This is a genomic window from Sediminibacterium sp. FW305-C-61 (genome assembly GCF_058231065.1).
The window spans coordinates 107,134-125,198 of the sequence record NZ_JBIQXR010000004.1; the positions used below are offsets into that span (position 1 = coordinate 107,134).

The window sequence follows — 18,065 nt, forward strand, 5'->3', positions numbered from 1 at the left end:
CCTGAAAATCATGAATATCCGTGTTCTATTAATAACTCTTTGTGCAATAGCAGCAATCAAATATTTATTTAACCAACTGATCCAAAATAATCTAATTCGCGGGCTCCTCATTTATTCCATTAAAAGCAGAAAGTCAAAAATGGCACCCATAAGGCATGTAGCTTGCAGCTTGCAGCTTGAAGCCAAATTTATCCTTGCTGGTTCGAATCATGGTAGCATTTTCTACACCTCGGTTCATAGGTTTCTTTTTCTCCAAGCATCACCTGGTTTTCGCCTCCCACTTTCCTGTAAGAAACATTCGCAATATTGCCACATTTCATGCATATAGCATGTAGTTTGGTGATATAATCAGCAATGGCCAACAAATTCGGCATTTGTCCAAATGGCTTACCAAGGTAATCCATATCAAGTCCTGCAACAATCACACGAATACCTCTTAAAGCAAGGGTTTCACAAACATGCATAATTTCGGCATCAAAAAACTGGGCTTCATCAATACCTACCACATCAACATCTTGTGCCAGCAGTAAAATTGTTTGAGAATTTTCGATCGGGGTGCTTTGAATGCTGTTTGCATCATGACTTACAACCTGTGTTTCATCATATCGCACATCGATTGCAGGTTTATAGATTTCAACTTTAAGGTTGGCAATCTTGGCCCTTTTCAGCCTTCGGATCAGTTCCTCTGTTTTGCCACTGAACATGCTTCCACAGATCACTTCAATCCATCCTCTTCTTTCTCCTGATAAATTTGGTTCTATAAACATGTTAATATAAATATAAACGGGCGGGGCAAATTACTTTAAACGAACCTTATTTTCATATTTTTGTTTAAACCGAACCCGGAACTTCGTTTCCATGAGCAAATAGAAACAGTATGAAGGAATTCCTAAAGAAGATAATTATAGTGCTACTGCTCATGGGTTTTACAAATATGGTAACCGCCCGTCCGGGTTGTCATTTTTCATCGGGTTCACTAGCCGATGATGCAGGTGATTTGCGCTTCAATAAGACTGAATCCTTTACTTTACTTGAGTTTTTATTAGAGCAGGTTCATGGATTGCCAGATAATATTCCCAATAATGAGGAGTCGGGTGCTCATTACAGCCTTTTCAGGGTTGTTCAGAAAACCGCTGTTCCCAGAATTGGGATAGCTGCTGCACTAAAGAAAGCAGTGCAGCCCAAGTTGAAGGAAACATCCCCACAAAGAACTACGCAATTATATTACCCTACTCCAGGGTTAGGACATTTCCATGGATTCTTATTTAGGTTAACCCCATTCTGATCATCCTCATTTTTATCGATTGATTGCCTGTCCTACACTGTATAACAGTGTGGGTGTACTTGTATTATATCATCAACAGACATCAAATAGAAAATGAGTATAAAATTACCCCTTGCGTTTTTTCTTTTTATCATACTTGCGTCCTGTAAGAGCAAGAAAAATCAAGAAATAGATCAAAATGCCCATGCAGCTTTGCCTGTTTTGGCCATTCAAAAAAAAGATACCATGCTGCTGACCGAATATGTTTCGGAAATTCAGGCAGTTAGAAATGTTGAAATACGTGCCCGTGTGCATGGATTTCTGGAAAATATTTATGTAGACGAAGGTCAGGAAGTTAAAAAGGGGCAATTGTTATTTCAGATCAATGACCTGGAATATGTAACGGAAGTAGCTAAAGCCAAAGCAAATGTTTCCAATGCAATGGCAGAAGCAAAAGCTGCTGAGCTTGAGCTAGACCGGATTAAAATGCTGGTAGATAAAAAAGTGATTTCTGCTACCGAATATGAACTTGCTTCCGCTAAGTTAAGGGCAACCAAGGCCAAAGTGGAAGAAGCTAATGCAGAACTGGCCAGTGCTCAAAATAAATTGTCGCTAACAAGCATTAAATCGCCTTTTGATGGAGTTATTGACCGGATCCCTTTAAAAATGGGAAGTCTGATTGATCCCGGCGCATTACTTACTACAATATCTGATATACATGATGTATTTGCCTATTTCCATGTATCAGAAAGTGAATACCTGCGTCTGCGAAAAGACCAATCAAATTCATCGGCAAGAAATGAAGCAATACAATTAATACTTTCTGATGGAACTACCTATCCTCAAAAAGGGAAGATAGAAACCATGGATGGAGAAATCAATGAAAATACCGGCGCAATTGCATTTCGGGCCAGGTTCCCAAATCCGGCAAAGCTTTTAAAACATGGCGCATCGGGTAAAATTTGTTTAACCAGTGTAGTAAAGGATGCCATGTTGATACCTCAAAAATCTGTTTTTGAAATACAGGATAAAAACTATGTTTTTGTTGTAGGTAAAGACAATACCGTAAAAATGCGAGGCTTTACTTATCACCATCGGGTGGCTGACTTTTTTATTGTTGAACAAGGTATTCAACCAGGGGAGATGATTGTGTATGAAGGAGTGAAAAACATTCGTGATGGGATGAAGATTACCCCTCAAATGATTACCGAAGCCAACTTTATTGCTTACTCCAAATAGTCAGTCAAATGTTTGAAATATTTATTAAGCGACCGGTGTTGTCGCTGGTGATCTCATTATTGATCACCCTTCTTGGTTTACTGGCATTATTTACATTGCCTGTAACACAATTCCCGGATATTGTTCCCCCATCGGTAACAGTAACTGCAAAATATACAGGCGCCAATGCAGAAGTATGTGCGAAAGCTGTAGCAACGCCATTGGAAAGAGCGATTAATGGAGTGCCTGGCATGACGTATATGTCGTCTGTATCTAGTAACAATGGTACTACACTTATTTCTATTTCATTTAAAGTAGGTACCGACCCTGACCAGGCCGCTGTGAATGTACAGAACAGGGTAACCACTGTACTTGATGAGTTACCCGAAGAAGTAATCAAAGCAGGGGTAACGACAGAAAAAGAGGTAAACAGTATGCTGTTGTACCTCAATATCATGAGTGAAGACACCACTGCTGATGAACAATTCATTTACAACTTCGCCGATATTAATATACTGCAGGAACTAAAGAGGATTGATGGTGTTGGATTTGCTGAGATCATGGGTTCACGCGAGTATGCAATGCGTGTATGGCTCAAACCAGACCGCATGCTGGCTTACCAGCTTTCAACCCAGGATGTAATTAATGCACTGCGTGATCAGAATGTGGAAGCAGCTCCTGGTAAAACAGGAGAGAGTTCTGGTATGAACCCAGGTTCACTACAATATGTATTAAGGTACACTGGAAAAAAATCGGCTGCAGATCAATATGAAAATATTGTTATCAGGGCCGAGTCGAATGGTTCTGTACTTCGGTTAAAGGATGTTGCCGACATAGCATTTGGCTCTATGACCTACAGTATGGAATCAAAAACCGATGGAAGACCTTCTGCCTCTATCATGCTTAAACAAAGGCCAGGATCCAATGCTCGCGATGTAATTGATAATGTAAAGAAAAGGATGGAAGAACTGAAAGCAAGTTCCTTTCCTCCCGGTATGAAATACAATTTTGCCTATGATGTATCCAGGTTCCTTGATGCTTCCATTCACGAAGTAGTAAAAACCCTGTTTGAAGCATTTATCCTGGTATTTATTGTAGTGTATATTTTTCTGCAGGATTTCAGGTCAACTCTTATCCCCGCCTTGGCAGTTCCGGTAGCACTGATTGGTACACTTTGCTTCATGCAGTTATTAGGGTTCTCTATCAACCTCTTAACATTGTTTGCATTGGTATTGGCAATCGGTATTGTTGTTGATAATGCCATTGTGGTGGTAGAAGCGGTGCATGTTAAAATGAGTGAGTATCATATGTCAGCAATGGATGCAACGATTGCTGCAATGAAAGAAATCAGCGGAGCGCTGGTAGCTATTACACTGGTAATGTCGGCTGTATTTATACCTGTTGCATTTTTGTCTGGTCCGGTAGGCGTTTTCTACCGGCAGTTTTCGTTAACACTGGCGATATCGATTGTGATATCTGGCATAAACGCAGTTACATTAACGCCCGCATTATGTGCGATTATGTTGAAGCACCAAAAGTTATCGCCACGGAAAAATCTGTTAGATCGCTTCTTTGCAGCTTTCAATAAAAGGTACGATGCTACATCCGGTAAATACCAGCGAATATTAAAGGCTATCGCAGGTAAAAGAATAATTACACTGGCATTACTCGTGGTATTTTTTGTGGCAACATGGGGCATATCTGCAGTGTTGCCCGGTGGTTTTATTCCAACAGAAGATCAAGGGATGATTTATGTGAATGTTACCACGCCTCCTGGGTCAACAGTAGAACGTACGGAAACAGTAATGAAGCAGGTACAGCAATCAATTGCTGATGTAAGTGCCATCGAAAATGTATCTACACTTTCAGGATATAGTCTGGTTACTGAGGTTGCTGGTGCTTCTTACGGAATGGCCATGATTAATTTAAAACCCTGGAAAGAACGGGAGGAGTCGGTAACTGAAATTATTGACTTACTAAGATTAAAAACGGCACATATCAAAGATGCGGATATTGAGTTTTTCCCACCACCTACTGTGCCTGGTTTTGGTAATGCAAGCGGGTTTGAAATGCGTATTCTGGATAAAACCGGATCGGGTGATTTGAAAAGAACGGCAGATGTAGCACAGGCTTTGATTGATACACTTAAGCAGACAAAAGTCATAGGTTCAGCATTTACGAGTTTCGATCCATCCTTTCCACAATACCTGATTCATGTAGATCAGGATATGGCTGCCAAGAAAGGGGTAACAATTGAGAATGCAATGAGTACACTGCAAACTTTGATTGGTAGTTATTATGCAACCAATTTTATCCGGTTTGGACAGATGTATAAAGTGATGGTTCAGGCCTATCCGCAATACCGGTCGAAGCCGGAAGATATACTTCAACTCTATGTAAAAAATAATAGAGGTGAAATGGTATCGTATTCCACTTTTATCAGGTTGGAAAGGGTATTTGGTCCGGAACAACTTACCCGATACAATATGTATACTTCTGCCTTAATCACGGGAGATGCTGCGCCAGGTTATAGTAGCGGAGATGCGATTAATACACTGAAGGCAGTAGCTGATCGTGCCTTACCCAGGGGGTATAGTTATGAATGGTCTGGAATGACCCGAGAACAGATATTATCGGGAAACCAGGCTGTATTTATTTTTGCGATCTGTTTATTATTTGTTTATCTCCTTTTAGCGGCACAGTATGAAAGTTTTCTATTACCACTTGCAGTGATTTTATCATTGCCAGCCGGGGTTTTTGGCGCTTTTCTTGGACTAAAACTATTTGGTCTGGAGAATAATATTTATGCGCAGGTGGCGCTGGTAATGCTTATCGGATTGTTGGGTAAGAATGCAATACTTATTGTTGAATTTGCCATTCTACGCAGGAAGCAGGGTTTACGCATTATTGATGCTGCGCTGGAAGGTGCTGTGTCGAGGCTCAGACCTATTCTCATGACCTCCTTCGCGTTTATTGCCGGATTAATTCCGCTTTGCATTGCTTCAGGCGCAGGAGCTATGGGTAATCGATCTATCGGTACAGCAGCAGCCTCGGGAATGTTGATCGGAACCTTGTTTGGGGTACTGGTTATTCCCGGACTTTACTACCTGTTTGCCATTCTTGCTGAAAAAACAGGTCGTAATAAGCAACCTGTAGTTGCTGTGACAGACGAGAATGCAGAACAATATATGGATCAATAAAAACAAATTCATGAAACAAATTCATCGATATAAGCATCATTTTATTGGGATTATTTTTCTGGGGATGATTGGATGTGCGGTACCAAAAACCACACAAAATTTTAAAGAACTAACATTGCCCCATACCTATCAAGGCAGCAAGGATACATCGAGACTGTTAGATATGCAATGGAAAAACTTTTTCCATGATACTGTTTTATTGCATCTCATAGAAATTGCAGTGAACAATAATTTCGATCTGCAAAAGGCAATACAGCGTATTCAAATGGCCCGGGCTCAAATGAATATAGCAGCCAATGCAAAATTGCCATCGCTTGAAGCTGTGGCTTCATTAGGGTTCAATAAATACGGCAAATACACTATCGATGGGGTAGGTAATTTTGATACCAATCTGTCGCCCAATATCACTAAAGACCAACGTATACCTGTAGTAACTCCTGATTTATTATTGGGCCTGAGGAGTAATTGGGAGTTGGATGTTTGGGGAAAGTTGAACGACAGAAAAAAAGAAGCTTTTTCTAATCTGATGGCAACAGATAAGGAAAGGCAGTGGTTGGTAACCCAACTGGTGGCACAGGTAGCAAGTATGTATTACGAATTGACAGCCCTGGATAGTGAAATGGATATTTTGCAAAAAAACATCCACTTGCAGGAAGATGCACTTAGTGTGGTTAAAATTCAAAAAGCGGGAGGAAGAGCGAATGAACTGGCGGTTCAGCAATTTGAGGCCCAGTTATACAATACCAAAAGTTACACTGCATTAATCAGACAAAGTATTGTAAAAACAGAGAATGAACTCAATTTCTTACTTGGAAGGATTCCTCAACCAATCAAAAGACAAAAATCAGTGTTTGACCTGAAATTGAGTATGAGGGTTAAAATGGGGGTTCCTTCAGATTTATTGATGAATCGTCCTGATTTACGTGCGGCCGAATTCAAACTATTGGCAGCAGGGGCAGGGTTAAGTGCCTCACAAAAATCCTTTTTACCATCATTCAATATATCGCCCTATCTGGGTTTCAATTCTTTTAGTGCTGCACATTTAATAACACCTGGCTCGGTTGCATATGGGCTGATTGGCAGTATTACCGGCCCAGTATGGAATAGGGGCAGATTAAAAGGAATGTTAAAAGAATCGGAAGCCAAACAGCGTGAAGCCTGGTATGAATACCAGCAAACTATGTTAAGGGCTTTTCAGGAAGTAGAAACAAGTATGGGAGCAGTGGTGAATAATGAAGAGGTTTATGATTATAAAAAGAAACAGGCCCAAACGCTGGAATCCGCAGTAGTAACGGCTCGTGAGCTTTATGTAACCGGATATGCATCTTACCTGGAAGTAATTACGGCACAGCAGGGGTTATTGGAATCACAGCTTCAATCGGTGTTGACCTATAAAACCCTGCTACAATCTCAAATTGATTTATACAGGTCGCTCGGTGGCGGGTGGCAATAAATGAGGGGGAGAAATACTAAAACCTTCTAAAAATCGTTAGTAACTTGTGTTTCTCCCCCCAAAAACTCATGCCATGGAAAGAGTAGGAACTTTAATCCATAAACTGAAAGAGCAGTTTGAACAAGATGCAGATCCGGCAAAACTGTTGGTAAATACCCGTTTATTACTGGCAGAATTACAAACGGTTTTGCAGCAGCAACCCGTGTCTGTAAGCGGTAAAGTCTCTGTAGTAATGCCCTCTGCTTATATGTCTGGTATTAGTCAACCTGTTGCACCAGTGGAAACTCCAGTCGCAGCTATGGTAACACCAGAGCCCGAACCGTTAATTGAAGAGCCGGCTAAAGAAAATAAAGAAGAAGAAACGGAAGAGACTATTCCCTGGATGATGAATATGTCTGTGGAAATACCCACTATGGTGCACCAGGATACCCAAATGGAGAAAGAAGTGTTTGAATTGAATGAAGTACTCATTGCGCAACAGGAACAACCAGAGCTGAACGAAAGATTGAAAGAAAATAAAATAGAAGTAGCCACAGTTTTACAAAGCGCACCCGTTCGCGACCTTAAGAAAGCAGTAGGTATCAACGACCGTTACCTTTTTGTAAATGAACTGTTTCGAGGTGATGAAAGCATGTATGAAAGAAGCCTCAAAACCATCAATGCCTTTTCTATTTACCCCGAAGCCCAATATTGGATCGAAAGGGAATTAAAAGTAAAGCTTGGGTGGAACGAAGGTTGTGAAGCTGCAAGACTTTTTGATCAGTTGGTAAGAAGACGTTTCGCCTGAATATAATCAACGATAGCGGCCGTTGCCCCTGCCTGTGTTTGTACATAATTTCCGGCTCTATCACCTGCTTCTTTCAATAAATGTTGGTTGGATAGCATGAGCTTTAGTTGCGCTTCCAATTCTAATGCATCATTGATACTAAATGCAGCACCTGTTTCTACCAGGTCGATGGCTTCCTGGTATTTATCATAAACAGGCCCGAATACGATGGGTTTACTGAATACCGCAGCCTCTAATGCATTGTGAATACCATCGTCACCAAACCCGCCTCCTATATAAGCGATGGTAGCATAATGGTATAGTTTACTCAACATGCCCATATTATCCATAATCAGTACATTTTTATTTTGACCTGCTGCATTATTTGCAGCGTATACTGAATAACGAATACTATTTGTGTAAAGCTGCTCACATTCTTTTAACCTGTCTTCGTCGATATCGTGTGGTGCTATAATGAAACGAATATCTGCATAGGTATTGGCAAAATGATCCAGGCTTTCATCGTCATCTGTCCAGGTACTTCCGGCAACAATTACCGGGTGGTCGCCACAAAAAGAATCGATGGCTGATATCGGGGCAAACCTTCCAGCAATTTGTAAAACCCTGTCAAAACGGGTGTCTCCTGCCACAGAAAAAGCATCGGTAATATTCAACTGTTTGACTAGTTCAAATGCCGATTGGTTTTGTAAAAACAAGTGGGTGAATTTCTGGAGCATTTTTTTATGAAAACCACCATACCATTTAAAAAAGGGCTGGTCTGGTCGGAATATCCCCGAAACCAGTAATAGAGGGATGTTCCGTTGTTTAATCTCATCCAGGTAATAAAACCAGAATTCATATTTCACAAACAAAACAAGTGAAGGTTGCACAATATTCAGAAAACGGACAGCATTATAGGGTCTATCCATGGGCAGGTAACAAACATGGTCTGCAACGGGGTCGTTTTTCCTGATTTCATATCCCGAAGGGGAGAAAAAACTCACCAGGATAAAATGTTCCGGATATGCTTGTTTTAAAGACTCCAATACAGGCTTCCCTTGTTCAAACTCTCCCAGTGAGGCACAATGCATCCAGATAACCGGTCGCTGATTGGTATGAAAAATGGTAGACAGGTTGCGGAACTGGTTTTTACGACCTTTTATCCAAAGTTTTGCCTTAGGGTTATAAAAAGATAATAACCATGCGGCTTTAGGGTAAAACCAAACAAATATGCGATAGAGTAAACGCAAAGGCAGTTTTTATTGGTACAAAATAACAACATAAACTTCTTGTTTATTCCATTAATAGCGGATAACCTACAATACCCACCGGTCTAAACTTGTAGCAATTGCTGTCCGGGGAGAATAGCTATTAGCCATTAGCTGTTAGCCACTGGCTTTTTTTGCTATGAATTCAACCATTCACAAGCATAAGTGTAGCGTATGATGGAACACAGATCTTCATGATTTTCATGATTTATCATGATATATCTTTAAAATCATGAAAATCTGTGTTCTATTAATAACCGATAGTACATATACCGCAACCAAATATTTCTTTAATCAATTGACTTTAAATATTCTCTCCCTCTTTAATCCCATTAAAAGCAGAAAGCCGTAAATAAGCACCCTTCAAGGCTTGTAGCTTGCAGCCTGCAGCTTGAAGCCTAATTTCCCAGGTCAGTCATGATTCTATACCGGGGCTTAAACTGAACTTTTTTGCAGTAATTTCGCCTCCTAAAGTGAATAGCGTATGAGACCCATTCAGATGGTGGATACAAAAAGGCAGTACGAGCAGATAAAAACGGAAGTAGACGCAGCTATCCAGGAAGTGTTGGATGGTGCTGCATATATCAATGGAAAAGCGGTGCAGGATTTCGCACAGGGACTAAACAACTACCTGGGAGTTAAACATACCATTCCATGTGCCAATGGTACTGATGCACTTCAGATTGCTATGATGGCTCTGGGACTTCAGCCGGGAGATGAAGTAATTACCCCTTCATTTACTTATATCGCTACTACCGAAGTAGTGGCATTACTCAGGCTTACCCCTGTATTTGTGGAGGTGGATCCCAAAACGTTTTGTATGGATCCCGATTCACTCCGCAAAGCCATTACACCAAAAACAAAAGCCATTGTACCTGTTCACTTATATGGACATGCCGCACCAATGGAAGAGATTATGCAGATTGCTAAAGAGCATAATCTCTATGTTATAGAAGATAATGCCCAGGCAATCGGATGCGATTTTACCTTCAGTGACGGAACCACCAAAAAAACAGGCACTATCGGCACAATTGGTGCCACATCTTTTTACCCTAGTAAAAACCTTGGTGCTTATGGTGATGGGGGAGCTATTTTTACCAATGATGATGCGCTGGCTCAACAATTAAAAATGGTGGCTAATCATGGCCAACAGAAAAGGTATTACCATGAAGTTGTAGGGTGTAATTCAAGACTCGATAGTATACAGGCAGCTATATTGAATATCAAACTTAAAAAACTGGATGAATATAATGCTGCAAGACAATCCGTAGCTGCTTTCTACAATAAAGCATTTAAGGGTAATGAGCATATTATTACACCGCATGTTGCAGATTACAGCAAACATGTTTACCATCAATATACCCTGGTATTAAATAATGTAGACAGGGATGGATTGGTTGCGCATCTTGCAGAACATAAAATTCCATCTATGATTTATTATCCTGTACCCGGACATAAACAGGATATGTTCAAATCATTCGGGTTGCCTGACTACCAGTTAACAACAACAGACTGGTTAACCGAAAGGGTTATTTCATTGCCGGTTCACACCGAAATGGATACGGAACAATTGACATATATTACGGAAACGGTTTTAAATTTTGTAAACAGATAAGGTATGAAGATTACAGTTGTTGGAACGGGATATGTTGGTTTGGTAACAGGCACTTGTTTTGCTGAAACAGGAAATAAAGTGGTTTGTGTAGATATTGATGAATCGAAAGTAAGCAGGTTGTCAAATGGTGAAATCACTATTTACGAACCCGGGCTTGAAAAGATATTTTTACGCAACCTAAAAGAAGGTCGCCTGAAATTTACCACCGATCTGGCTGCAGGGGTTAGTGATGCAGAAATCATTTTCCTCGCATTGCCAACACCTCCAGGTGCAGATGGTGCCGCTGATTTGAAATATGTATTGGGTGTGGCTGATCAGCTTGGGAAAATATTAAATGGATATAAAGTTATCGTAGATAAAAGTACTGTGCCTGTGGGAACTGCCGATAAGGTTAAGCAGGCCATTGCGGCAAATTATAACGGAGCATTTGATGTGGTGAGTAACCCGGAATTTTTACGCGAAGGTGTTGCTGTGGATGATTTCATGAAACCAGACAGGGTAGTGGTTGGTACAGATTCTGAAAGAGCAAGAAAGATTATGGGGGATTTGTTTGCTCCATTTGTACGTCAGGGTAATCCGATCATTTTTATGGATGAACGCTCTGCAGAATTAACCAAATATGCAGCCAATTCATTCCTGGCCACTAAAATATCTTTCATGAATGAAATCGCTCAGCTCTGTGAACGTATGGGAGCTGATGTAGATATGGTTCGTCGTGGTATAGGAAGTGATGACAGGATTGGTAAACGCTTTTTGTTCCCTGGTATAGGATATGGTGGTAGTTGTTTTCCCAAAGATGTACAGGCATTGGTACGTTCTGCGGAAGAAGTCGGATATGATTTTAAAATTTTGAAATCAGTTGAGCTGGTAAATGCAAAACAAAAACTCCACCTTGTAGAAAAAATTAAGCGTTACTATAATGGTAATCTGAAAGGGAAACAATTTGCTGTTTGGGGACTGGCTTTCAAGCCGAATACAGATGATATAAGAGAAGCTCCAGCTATTGATATGATTGAATTATTGTTGGATGAGGGCGCAAAAGTGGTATCCTTCGACCCAGAAGCGATGAACAATGTTAAACAGGTATTGGGCGATAAAATAGGGTATGCGGAAAGCCAGTACGAGGCATTGGACAGTGCAGATGCATTGATTATTGCAACAGAATGGAGTGAATTCAGAACGCCAGACTTTGAAGCTATTGAGAGCCGCTTAAAAACCAAAACCATATTCGACGGAAGAAATTTATTTGATGTAAAGCAAATGAAGGATATGGGTTATTATTATGAAAGCATTGGAAGAAGTTAAAGTTTGATTGTTCTTCTTTTATGCATTTCAAAAAGCAAAAATTATGTCAAAGAAAAGAATACTGATAACCGGGGCCGCAGGTTTTTTAGGATCGCATTTATGCGACCGTTTTGTGAAGGAAGGGTATCATGTTATTGGTATGGATAACCTGATTACAGGTGATATGCGCAATATTGAGCACCTGTTTAGTTTGCCGGATTTTGAATTCTTTCACCATGATGTAACAAAATTTATTCATGTGCCCGGGCAACTGGATTATATCCTGCATTTCGCTTCGCCGGCAAGTCCGATCGACTACCTGAAAATTCCTATTCAGACATTGAAAGTCGGCGCTTTGGGAACACATAATTGTCTGGGTCTCGCAAAAGATAAAAAAGCAAGAATACTGGTAGCCTCTACCAGTGAAGTATATGGAGACCCGCTGGTGCATCCACAAACGGAAGAATACTGGGGTAATGTAAATCCTGTTGGTCCAAGAGGCGTATATGATGAAGCCAAGCGATTCATGGAATCTATTACCATGGCCTATCATACCTATCATGGGGTGGAAACAAGGATTGTACGGATATTTAATACTTATGGTCCCCGTATGCGTTTAAATGATGGCAGGGCACTGCCAGCCTTTATTGGGCAGGCATTAAGGGGAGAGGATCTTACTGTATTCGGCGATGGTAGTCAAACCCGCTCTTTTTGTTATGTAGATGATCTGGTTGAAGGTATTTACCGATTGTTGATGAGTGATTATAGTCTCCCGGTTAATATTGGCAACCCCAATGAAATATCCCTACTCGATTTTGCGGAAGAAGTGCTTAAGTTAACGGGTTCAACCGTAAAGATTATTCATAAACCTTTGCCGGTTGATGATCCGAAACAGCGCAGGCCAGATATAACCAAGGCAAAAGAAATTCTGGGTTGGGAACCTAAGATTAACAGAGCAGAGGGATTGGCAAAAACCTATGCTTATTTCAAAGCATTGCCGAAAGAAGAATGGTCGAAACAACCTAAAGAGTTCAACTAAGCATGCCGAAACCACAAATACTTGTTACGGGAAAAAATGGACAGCTTGGATGGGAGATAATGCAACTGGCTGATGAGTATAGTCAGTATGATTTTATTTTTCCAGACAAAACCGAACTCGACCTATCCAATCCATCTTCAATTAAAGAAGCAGTACAAAAGTACCAGCCAGATTATTTTATCAATTGTGGTGCATATACAGCAGTAGATAAGGCTGAGACAGAACAGGATTTAGCTTATCAGGTAAATGCATTGGCTCCGGGCATTATTGCTGAAGCATGTAATAAGATAGGTGCAGTATTGATCACCATTTCTACTGACTATGTTTTCAATGGAAAAGGTACAAAGCCCTATAAGCCAGATGAAGCTACTGATCCTGTTAATTATTATGGTTATAGTAAACAGGTGGGAGAGCAATTGGCTTTAATGAATAATGCATCTACCATTGTTATTCGAACATCCTGGGTATATAGTACCCATGGAAATAATTTTGTGAAGACAATGCTTCGTTTAATGAAGGAAAGGGATAGCTTAAATGTGGTAGCTGATCAGATAGGTTCACCAACTTATGCATTTGACCTTGCAAAAGCTATATTGCAGATCGTAAATGATGTAAAAAACGGTAACAGACATTTTGGATTATTTAATTTTAGCAATACAGGAGTTACCAACTGGTGCGATTTTGCAAAAGCCATTCGCGATGAGGCAGATCTTTCCTGTGCCATTAATCCGATAGCTAGTTCCGAATATCCAACACCAGCCAAAAGGCCAGCCTATTCGGTAATGGATACAGCTAAAATTCAAGACTTGTATGGCGTTGCATTGCGGAGCTGGAGAACAGCTTTGCACGAATGTGTGGGAAAAATGAAAGCCTGATAATTTTTATAGTAAGCCACAGATGCACAGATTTATCTGTGCATCTGTGGCTTACTCATTTCACAATGCAATATGCCGCTTGTCAAATCCTGATAATCCGGCTATAATGGGAATTGTATTTTTGTCTTATGGAAATACAAAACAGTACAATCGAGGATATTGATGTGATTTTCGACTTATACAGAATGGCCGCAAACTATATGAAAGAGCGATTCTGGGTTCATTTTCCTGAATTCAACCGAAATATGGTTATCCGGGAAATTGAAGAAGGACGTCAATGGAAAATGATGATTGATGGTGAGCTTGCCTGTATCTGGGCTATTACGTTTAATGATCCGGAAATATGGGAAGAAAAAGATGCGGATCCTTCAATTTATATTCATCGCATTACAACAGTGCCCGCATTCAGGGGCAGACATCTTGTAAAAGAAATAGTAGCCTGGGCAAAGACTTATGCGAAAACAAAAGGTAAAAAATTCGTACGCTTAGATACAGTAGGAGAAAACCAGCGATTAATACAGCATTACCAGGATAGTGGGTTTAAATTTCTAGGACTCGTTACCTTAAAAGATACCAGTAAATTACCCGACCATTATAAACTCGATAAAGTGAGTTTGTTTGAATTGGAAGTTTAAATTAAGCTGCAAGCTTCTAGCCATTGTTGTTCGGGGAAAATTGGCTTCAAGCTTCAAGCCGCAAGCTACAAGCCTTGATGGGTGCTTATTTTAGACTTTCTGCTTCTAATGGAATTAAAGGTGGGAGAAAATTTAAAGTCAGCTGCTTAAAGAAATATTTAGTTGCCGTAAATGCACTATCTGCTATTAATAGAACACGGATCTTCATGATTTTCAAGATCTATCATGATAAATCCTGAAAATCATGAAGATCGGTGTTCCATCATATGCAACACCTACATCTCGCGGTTAAATTTCCCCGGACAGTAATGACTAGAAGCTGTTTTCCCCGGACAGCAATGGTTTAATTTCTATATTGAAAGCACTGCTTTTTGATCATTGTCCGGAATGAATATTATTTTACAGGTTTCCAGTATGGCGTTTCATTTCTTTTAGGTGCAGTGGTTAATTGTATTTTTTCTTTACTGTTAATATTCATCAGCCATATATCATATTTGCCCTTGGCTCCGGAAGTAAAAGCAATCCACTCGCCATCTGGTGACCAGGAAGGAGAATAATCTTCAATAACATCATTGGTGAGATTGATTGTTTTGCTGCCATCTGCATTCGCCAGAAAAATATCATACCATTTATTTTCTGTAGAACCGTAAAAAGCAATCTTTTTGAAATCAGGAGAAAAGCAAGCACCGGAATCAAAGCCTTTTTTAGTGGTGAGCCTGGTTAGTTTTTTTCCATCTTTACTGATCAGGTGAATATCGCCATTACTTACCATCCCAGAATCAGTTTTATCGTTTACCATCATAGTGAATATGATTCCCGAACCATCTTTCAACCAAACCGGGCATTCGATATATGATTTTTGATATGTAACTCTACGCTGGTTGCTGCCATCGGCATTCATCAGATAAAGTTCCCTTTCTTCACCATCACGGTCAGTAATAAAAGCAATTTCTTTTCCATCCGGCGACCAGGCAGCGGCCCGCTCTGCCGCAGGATGTTTGGTAAGGTTAACAGGATTCTTCCCATCAGCATCCATCTTCCAGATATCTTCATTACCATCCCTGTTACTATAAAAAAGAATATAGCTTCCATCCGGCGACCAGCCCAGACCGTAGTCGGCACCGGGATGATTACTCAGGTTCTGCTGGTTCTTACCATCTGCATCCATGGTATACACTTCCCAGTTGCCATCGCGGGTACTTGTAAATAATAATGTACCCGTAACCTTGACCGGTTTATTTGTAAAAGAAAAAAGGATGAAAAGCAAGCTTGCAAATAAGTGCCTGGTTTTTAATAAACTACTCATTTGATATTGGTTTAACAACCAGTTAAGTTACACATATTTCAACCTGTATTATATTTTTCTTACAGGATTATAGTGTAAAGACATCACCAAAAAGGGCAATCCGGAAACCAGCCGCAATTATTTTACTGTATGGGGCACTCTTTTTGATTAACAAAGGATTAGTATGGTTAAAATGAATAAAATAAATTTTCTTTTTGTCGCTGGCAGATAATCCTAAAAAACGTTGCATGCTTTCTATAACAAAGGGATGGGGAATTTCTTTGATATCTCTGTTATTAATTTCCGATGCATCAAAAAAAGTGGCATCAATAAAAGCATAATCTACGGTTCTTATCAATGAATCAATATTATGGTGCCATTTTTCCCACTTGTCAATGTCAGGGATAAATAAAGCCGTTTTGTTTGGTCCTTTAATCTGGTAACCAACTGTTTCTGAATATTCATCCCTGTGTGGTACAAGCAGGGGGATGACTTCTAAAGAAGGCTGTAGTTTTACTGCGGTTTTATTGGTAAGTGTTTTAACTGAAATATTCTTTTGGGTAACCAGTTGACTCCATGGGCCATTATCGGTTAAATATTGTTTCATCCTTGGCATACAATAAACCGGAACGTTTTGTGCATTTGAGGCTTCTTTGCCCAGGTACATTAAACCCGTATAATGACCTATATGTGCATGAGTAAGGAAAATGCCATCTGGAAGATCGGAATCCTTGGCTGCGTAATTCTTAAGTAAGCGTAGTTGAGCACTAATATCAGGTGTGGCTTCAAATAAATAACTTCTTTTTAATTGCTTATCGAAGACACCCAAGGAAACTACTTTTCGTGTCTTGTCTGGTTTGTAGAACAAATCTTTACAACAATCTTTGGTACAACCGATTTGTGGAGAACCAGCATCCTGAACGGTACCCAATACAACAAGTGAAGTTTGGGCATGCAAACTTCCCATCAGTAAAAATGAGAGTGTTAGTAACCATTTCATTTATGTAAGGTAGAAAATTGTAACAGAATCGTATTTTTTATCATCTTATGATGTACAACCAATTTTACCCTAACTATTTAAACCTCAGTAGCAGCTTTTACAAACCGGTTCCTGTATTCAATAGGTGTTAATCCTGTTATTTTTTTAAAGATGTCTCTAAAAGCCTTTGTATCTGTGTAGCCAACATCAAACATAACCTGGTTTACATTTTTTCTGGTGCTTTCAAAATGTTTTTTGGCAGCTTCTATTCTTACCCGTTGCAGGTATTCGATAGGGGAGTTATTAGTGGCTTGTTTGAACCTTCTTTCAAATGTTCTTCTTCCGGTATTGATTATTTCGGCAAGCTGTTCAATGGTAATTTTCTCTTCATAATTTTTTTCGATAAAGTCCTGCACCTGCTGAATCTCTGTATCTGTATGATTGCGTTGTCCCCTGAAAATGGCAAACTGCGACTGACTGTTACGTCCGATATCCAATGCAAAATATTTGGAAATCATTACCGCAGTTTCTTTATCAGCGTACTTCTCAATAAGGTACAAAACCAGATTCCATAAACTGCTGGCGCCGCCACTGCTGTATATATTTTCATACTCTGTAATGATCGCCCCATCTTCCACGGATACTTCGGGATATTTTTCTCTGAACTCGTTGATATAGGCCCAATGTGTAGAACATTTTTTGCCGTTCAATAACCCTGTTTCCGCAAGCAGAAAAGCGCCGATACAAAGACTGGCCAAACTGCTTCCTTTCTGATACAATGCCTTGAAATAGGGGATGGCTTCTGCATTGGCTTCAATACCCCTGCTGGTATCTCCATAAGTGGGAGGTATGATCAGGAGGTCTGTTTTTTCAACATCTTTTAGTAATCTGTCTGTTTGTATTGTATACTCTCCATTGTTGGCAGGAACATGCTTATTCAGTCCAACATATTCCACTTCAAAAACAGGTTGTTTGCCAAATGCGGTGAGGAATTCATTGGCTGTATTAAAAGACCTGAATGGAGGTGTTATGGCTTCAATGACTCCATATTCAGGTACAAAAACGGAAACACGCATATAATGAGGTATTAAATCCGGTTATAAAATAATGGTTGTCATAATCCACCCTTAAACTTGTCGTTTTCGTGTACCAGAACTATCTGATACATGGTACATCTTTGTGTT

General features: G+C 40.0%; 15 protein-coding genes. 10 read left to right on the plus strand and 5 right to left on the minus strand.

Annotated features, from left to right (window positions below; translation table 11 throughout):
* Positions 1-188: 188 nt before the first annotated feature.
* A complete protein-coding gene (locus tag ACH30E_RS11595; RefSeq protein ID WP_490824944.1) occupies positions 189-767 on the minus strand; it encodes a thymidine kinase in 579 nt (192 codons plus the stop codon).
* A gap of 110 nt (positions 768-877) precedes the next feature.
* Here ACH30E_RS11595 and ACH30E_RS11600 point away from each other — a divergent pair, with 110 nt between their 5' ends.
* From ACH30E_RS11600 to ACH30E_RS11620, 5 genes are all read left to right on the plus strand, one after another.
* A complete protein-coding gene (locus tag ACH30E_RS11600; protein WP_490824945.1) occupies positions 878-1,285 on the plus strand; it encodes a hypothetical protein in 408 nt (135 codons plus the stop codon).
* Positions 1,286-1,378: 93 nt separating this feature from the next.
* Entirely contained in the window at positions 1,379-2,503 is a 1,125-nt protein-coding gene (locus ACH30E_RS11605) for an efflux RND transporter periplasmic adaptor subunit (protein WP_490824946.1), read from the plus strand.
* Positions 2,504-2,511: 8 nt separating this feature from the next.
* The gene (locus ACH30E_RS11610; RefSeq protein WP_490824947.1) at positions 2,512-5,682 is read left to right on the plus strand and encodes an efflux RND transporter permease subunit; all 3,171 of its coding nucleotides are present in this window, start codon (positions 2,512-2,514) and stop codon (positions 5,680-5,682) included.
* A gap of 10 nt (positions 5,683-5,692) precedes the next feature.
* Positions 5,693-7,135, plus strand: a complete 1,443-nt coding sequence (locus tag ACH30E_RS11615; protein ID WP_490824948.1) for a TolC family protein — start codon at positions 5,693-5,695, stop codon at positions 7,133-7,135.
* A gap of 73 nt (positions 7,136-7,208) precedes the next feature.
* Complete coding sequence (locus ACH30E_RS11620; RefSeq protein ID WP_490824949.1) at positions 7,209-7,922, plus strand: DUF8457 domain-containing protein; 714 nt, start codon at positions 7,209-7,211, stop codon at positions 7,920-7,922.
* Here ACH30E_RS11620 and ACH30E_RS11625 read toward each other — a convergent pair.
* Positions 7,895-9,151 carry a 3-deoxy-D-manno-octulosonic acid transferase gene (locus ACH30E_RS11625; RefSeq protein WP_490824950.1) on the minus strand — a complete coding sequence of 419 codons (1,257 nt, stop codon included), beginning with the start codon at positions 9,149-9,151 and terminating at the stop codon, positions 7,895-7,897. The two genes, ACH30E_RS11620 and ACH30E_RS11625, sit on opposite strands and share 28 nt — an antisense overlap.
* Before the next feature lie 502 nt (positions 9,152-9,653).
* Here ACH30E_RS11625 and ACH30E_RS11630 point away from each other — a divergent pair.
* The 5 genes from ACH30E_RS11630 to ACH30E_RS11650 all read left to right on the plus strand — a co-directional run bounded on the left by ACH30E_RS11630 (position 9,654) and on the right by ACH30E_RS11650 (position 14,617).
* The gene (locus ACH30E_RS11630) at positions 9,654-10,784 is read left to right on the plus strand and encodes a DegT/DnrJ/EryC1/StrS family aminotransferase (RefSeq protein ID WP_490824951.1); all 1,131 of its coding nucleotides are present in this window, start codon (positions 9,654-9,656) and stop codon (positions 10,782-10,784) included.
* Between the two features lie 3 nt (positions 10,785-10,787).
* Positions 10,788-12,089, plus strand: a complete 1,302-nt coding sequence (locus tag ACH30E_RS11635) for a UDP-glucose dehydrogenase family protein (protein WP_490824952.1) — start codon at positions 10,788-10,790, stop codon at positions 12,087-12,089.
* A gap of 43 nt (positions 12,090-12,132) precedes the next feature.
* Positions 12,133-13,107, plus strand: coding sequence for a UDP-glucuronic acid decarboxylase family protein (locus ACH30E_RS11640; RefSeq protein ID WP_490824953.1), 975 nt, complete (start codon positions 12,133-12,135; stop codon positions 13,105-13,107).
* A 2-nt stretch (positions 13,108-13,109) separates the two neighbouring features.
* Positions 13,110-13,982, plus strand: coding sequence for a dTDP-4-dehydrorhamnose reductase (rfbD, locus tag ACH30E_RS11645; protein ID WP_490824954.1), 873 nt, complete (start codon positions 13,110-13,112; stop codon positions 13,980-13,982).
* Between the two features lie 128 nt (positions 13,983-14,110).
* Positions 14,111-14,617, plus strand: coding sequence for a GNAT family N-acetyltransferase (locus ACH30E_RS11650; protein ID WP_294990523.1), 507 nt, complete (start codon positions 14,111-14,113; stop codon positions 14,615-14,617).
* A gap of 394 nt (positions 14,618-15,011) precedes the next feature.
* Here the strand turns inward: ACH30E_RS11650 and ACH30E_RS11655 are convergent, their stop codons facing one another.
* The 3 genes from ACH30E_RS11655 to ACH30E_RS11665 form a co-directional block, all read right to left on the minus strand.
* The gene (locus ACH30E_RS11655) at positions 15,012-15,923 is read right to left on the minus strand and encodes a TolB family protein (protein WP_490824955.1); all 912 of its coding nucleotides are present in this window, start codon (positions 15,921-15,923) and stop codon (positions 15,012-15,014) included.
* A gap of 67 nt (positions 15,924-15,990) precedes the next feature.
* The gene (locus tag ACH30E_RS11660) at positions 15,991-16,902 is read right to left on the minus strand and encodes an MBL fold metallo-hydrolase (protein ID WP_490824956.1); all 912 of its coding nucleotides are present in this window, start codon (positions 16,900-16,902) and stop codon (positions 15,991-15,993) included.
* A 77-nt stretch (positions 16,903-16,979) separates the two neighbouring features.
* A complete protein-coding gene (locus tag ACH30E_RS11665) occupies positions 16,980-17,957 on the minus strand; it encodes a GlxA family transcriptional regulator (RefSeq protein WP_490824957.1) in 978 nt (325 codons plus the stop codon).
* Positions 17,958-18,065: the final 108 nt, after the last annotated feature.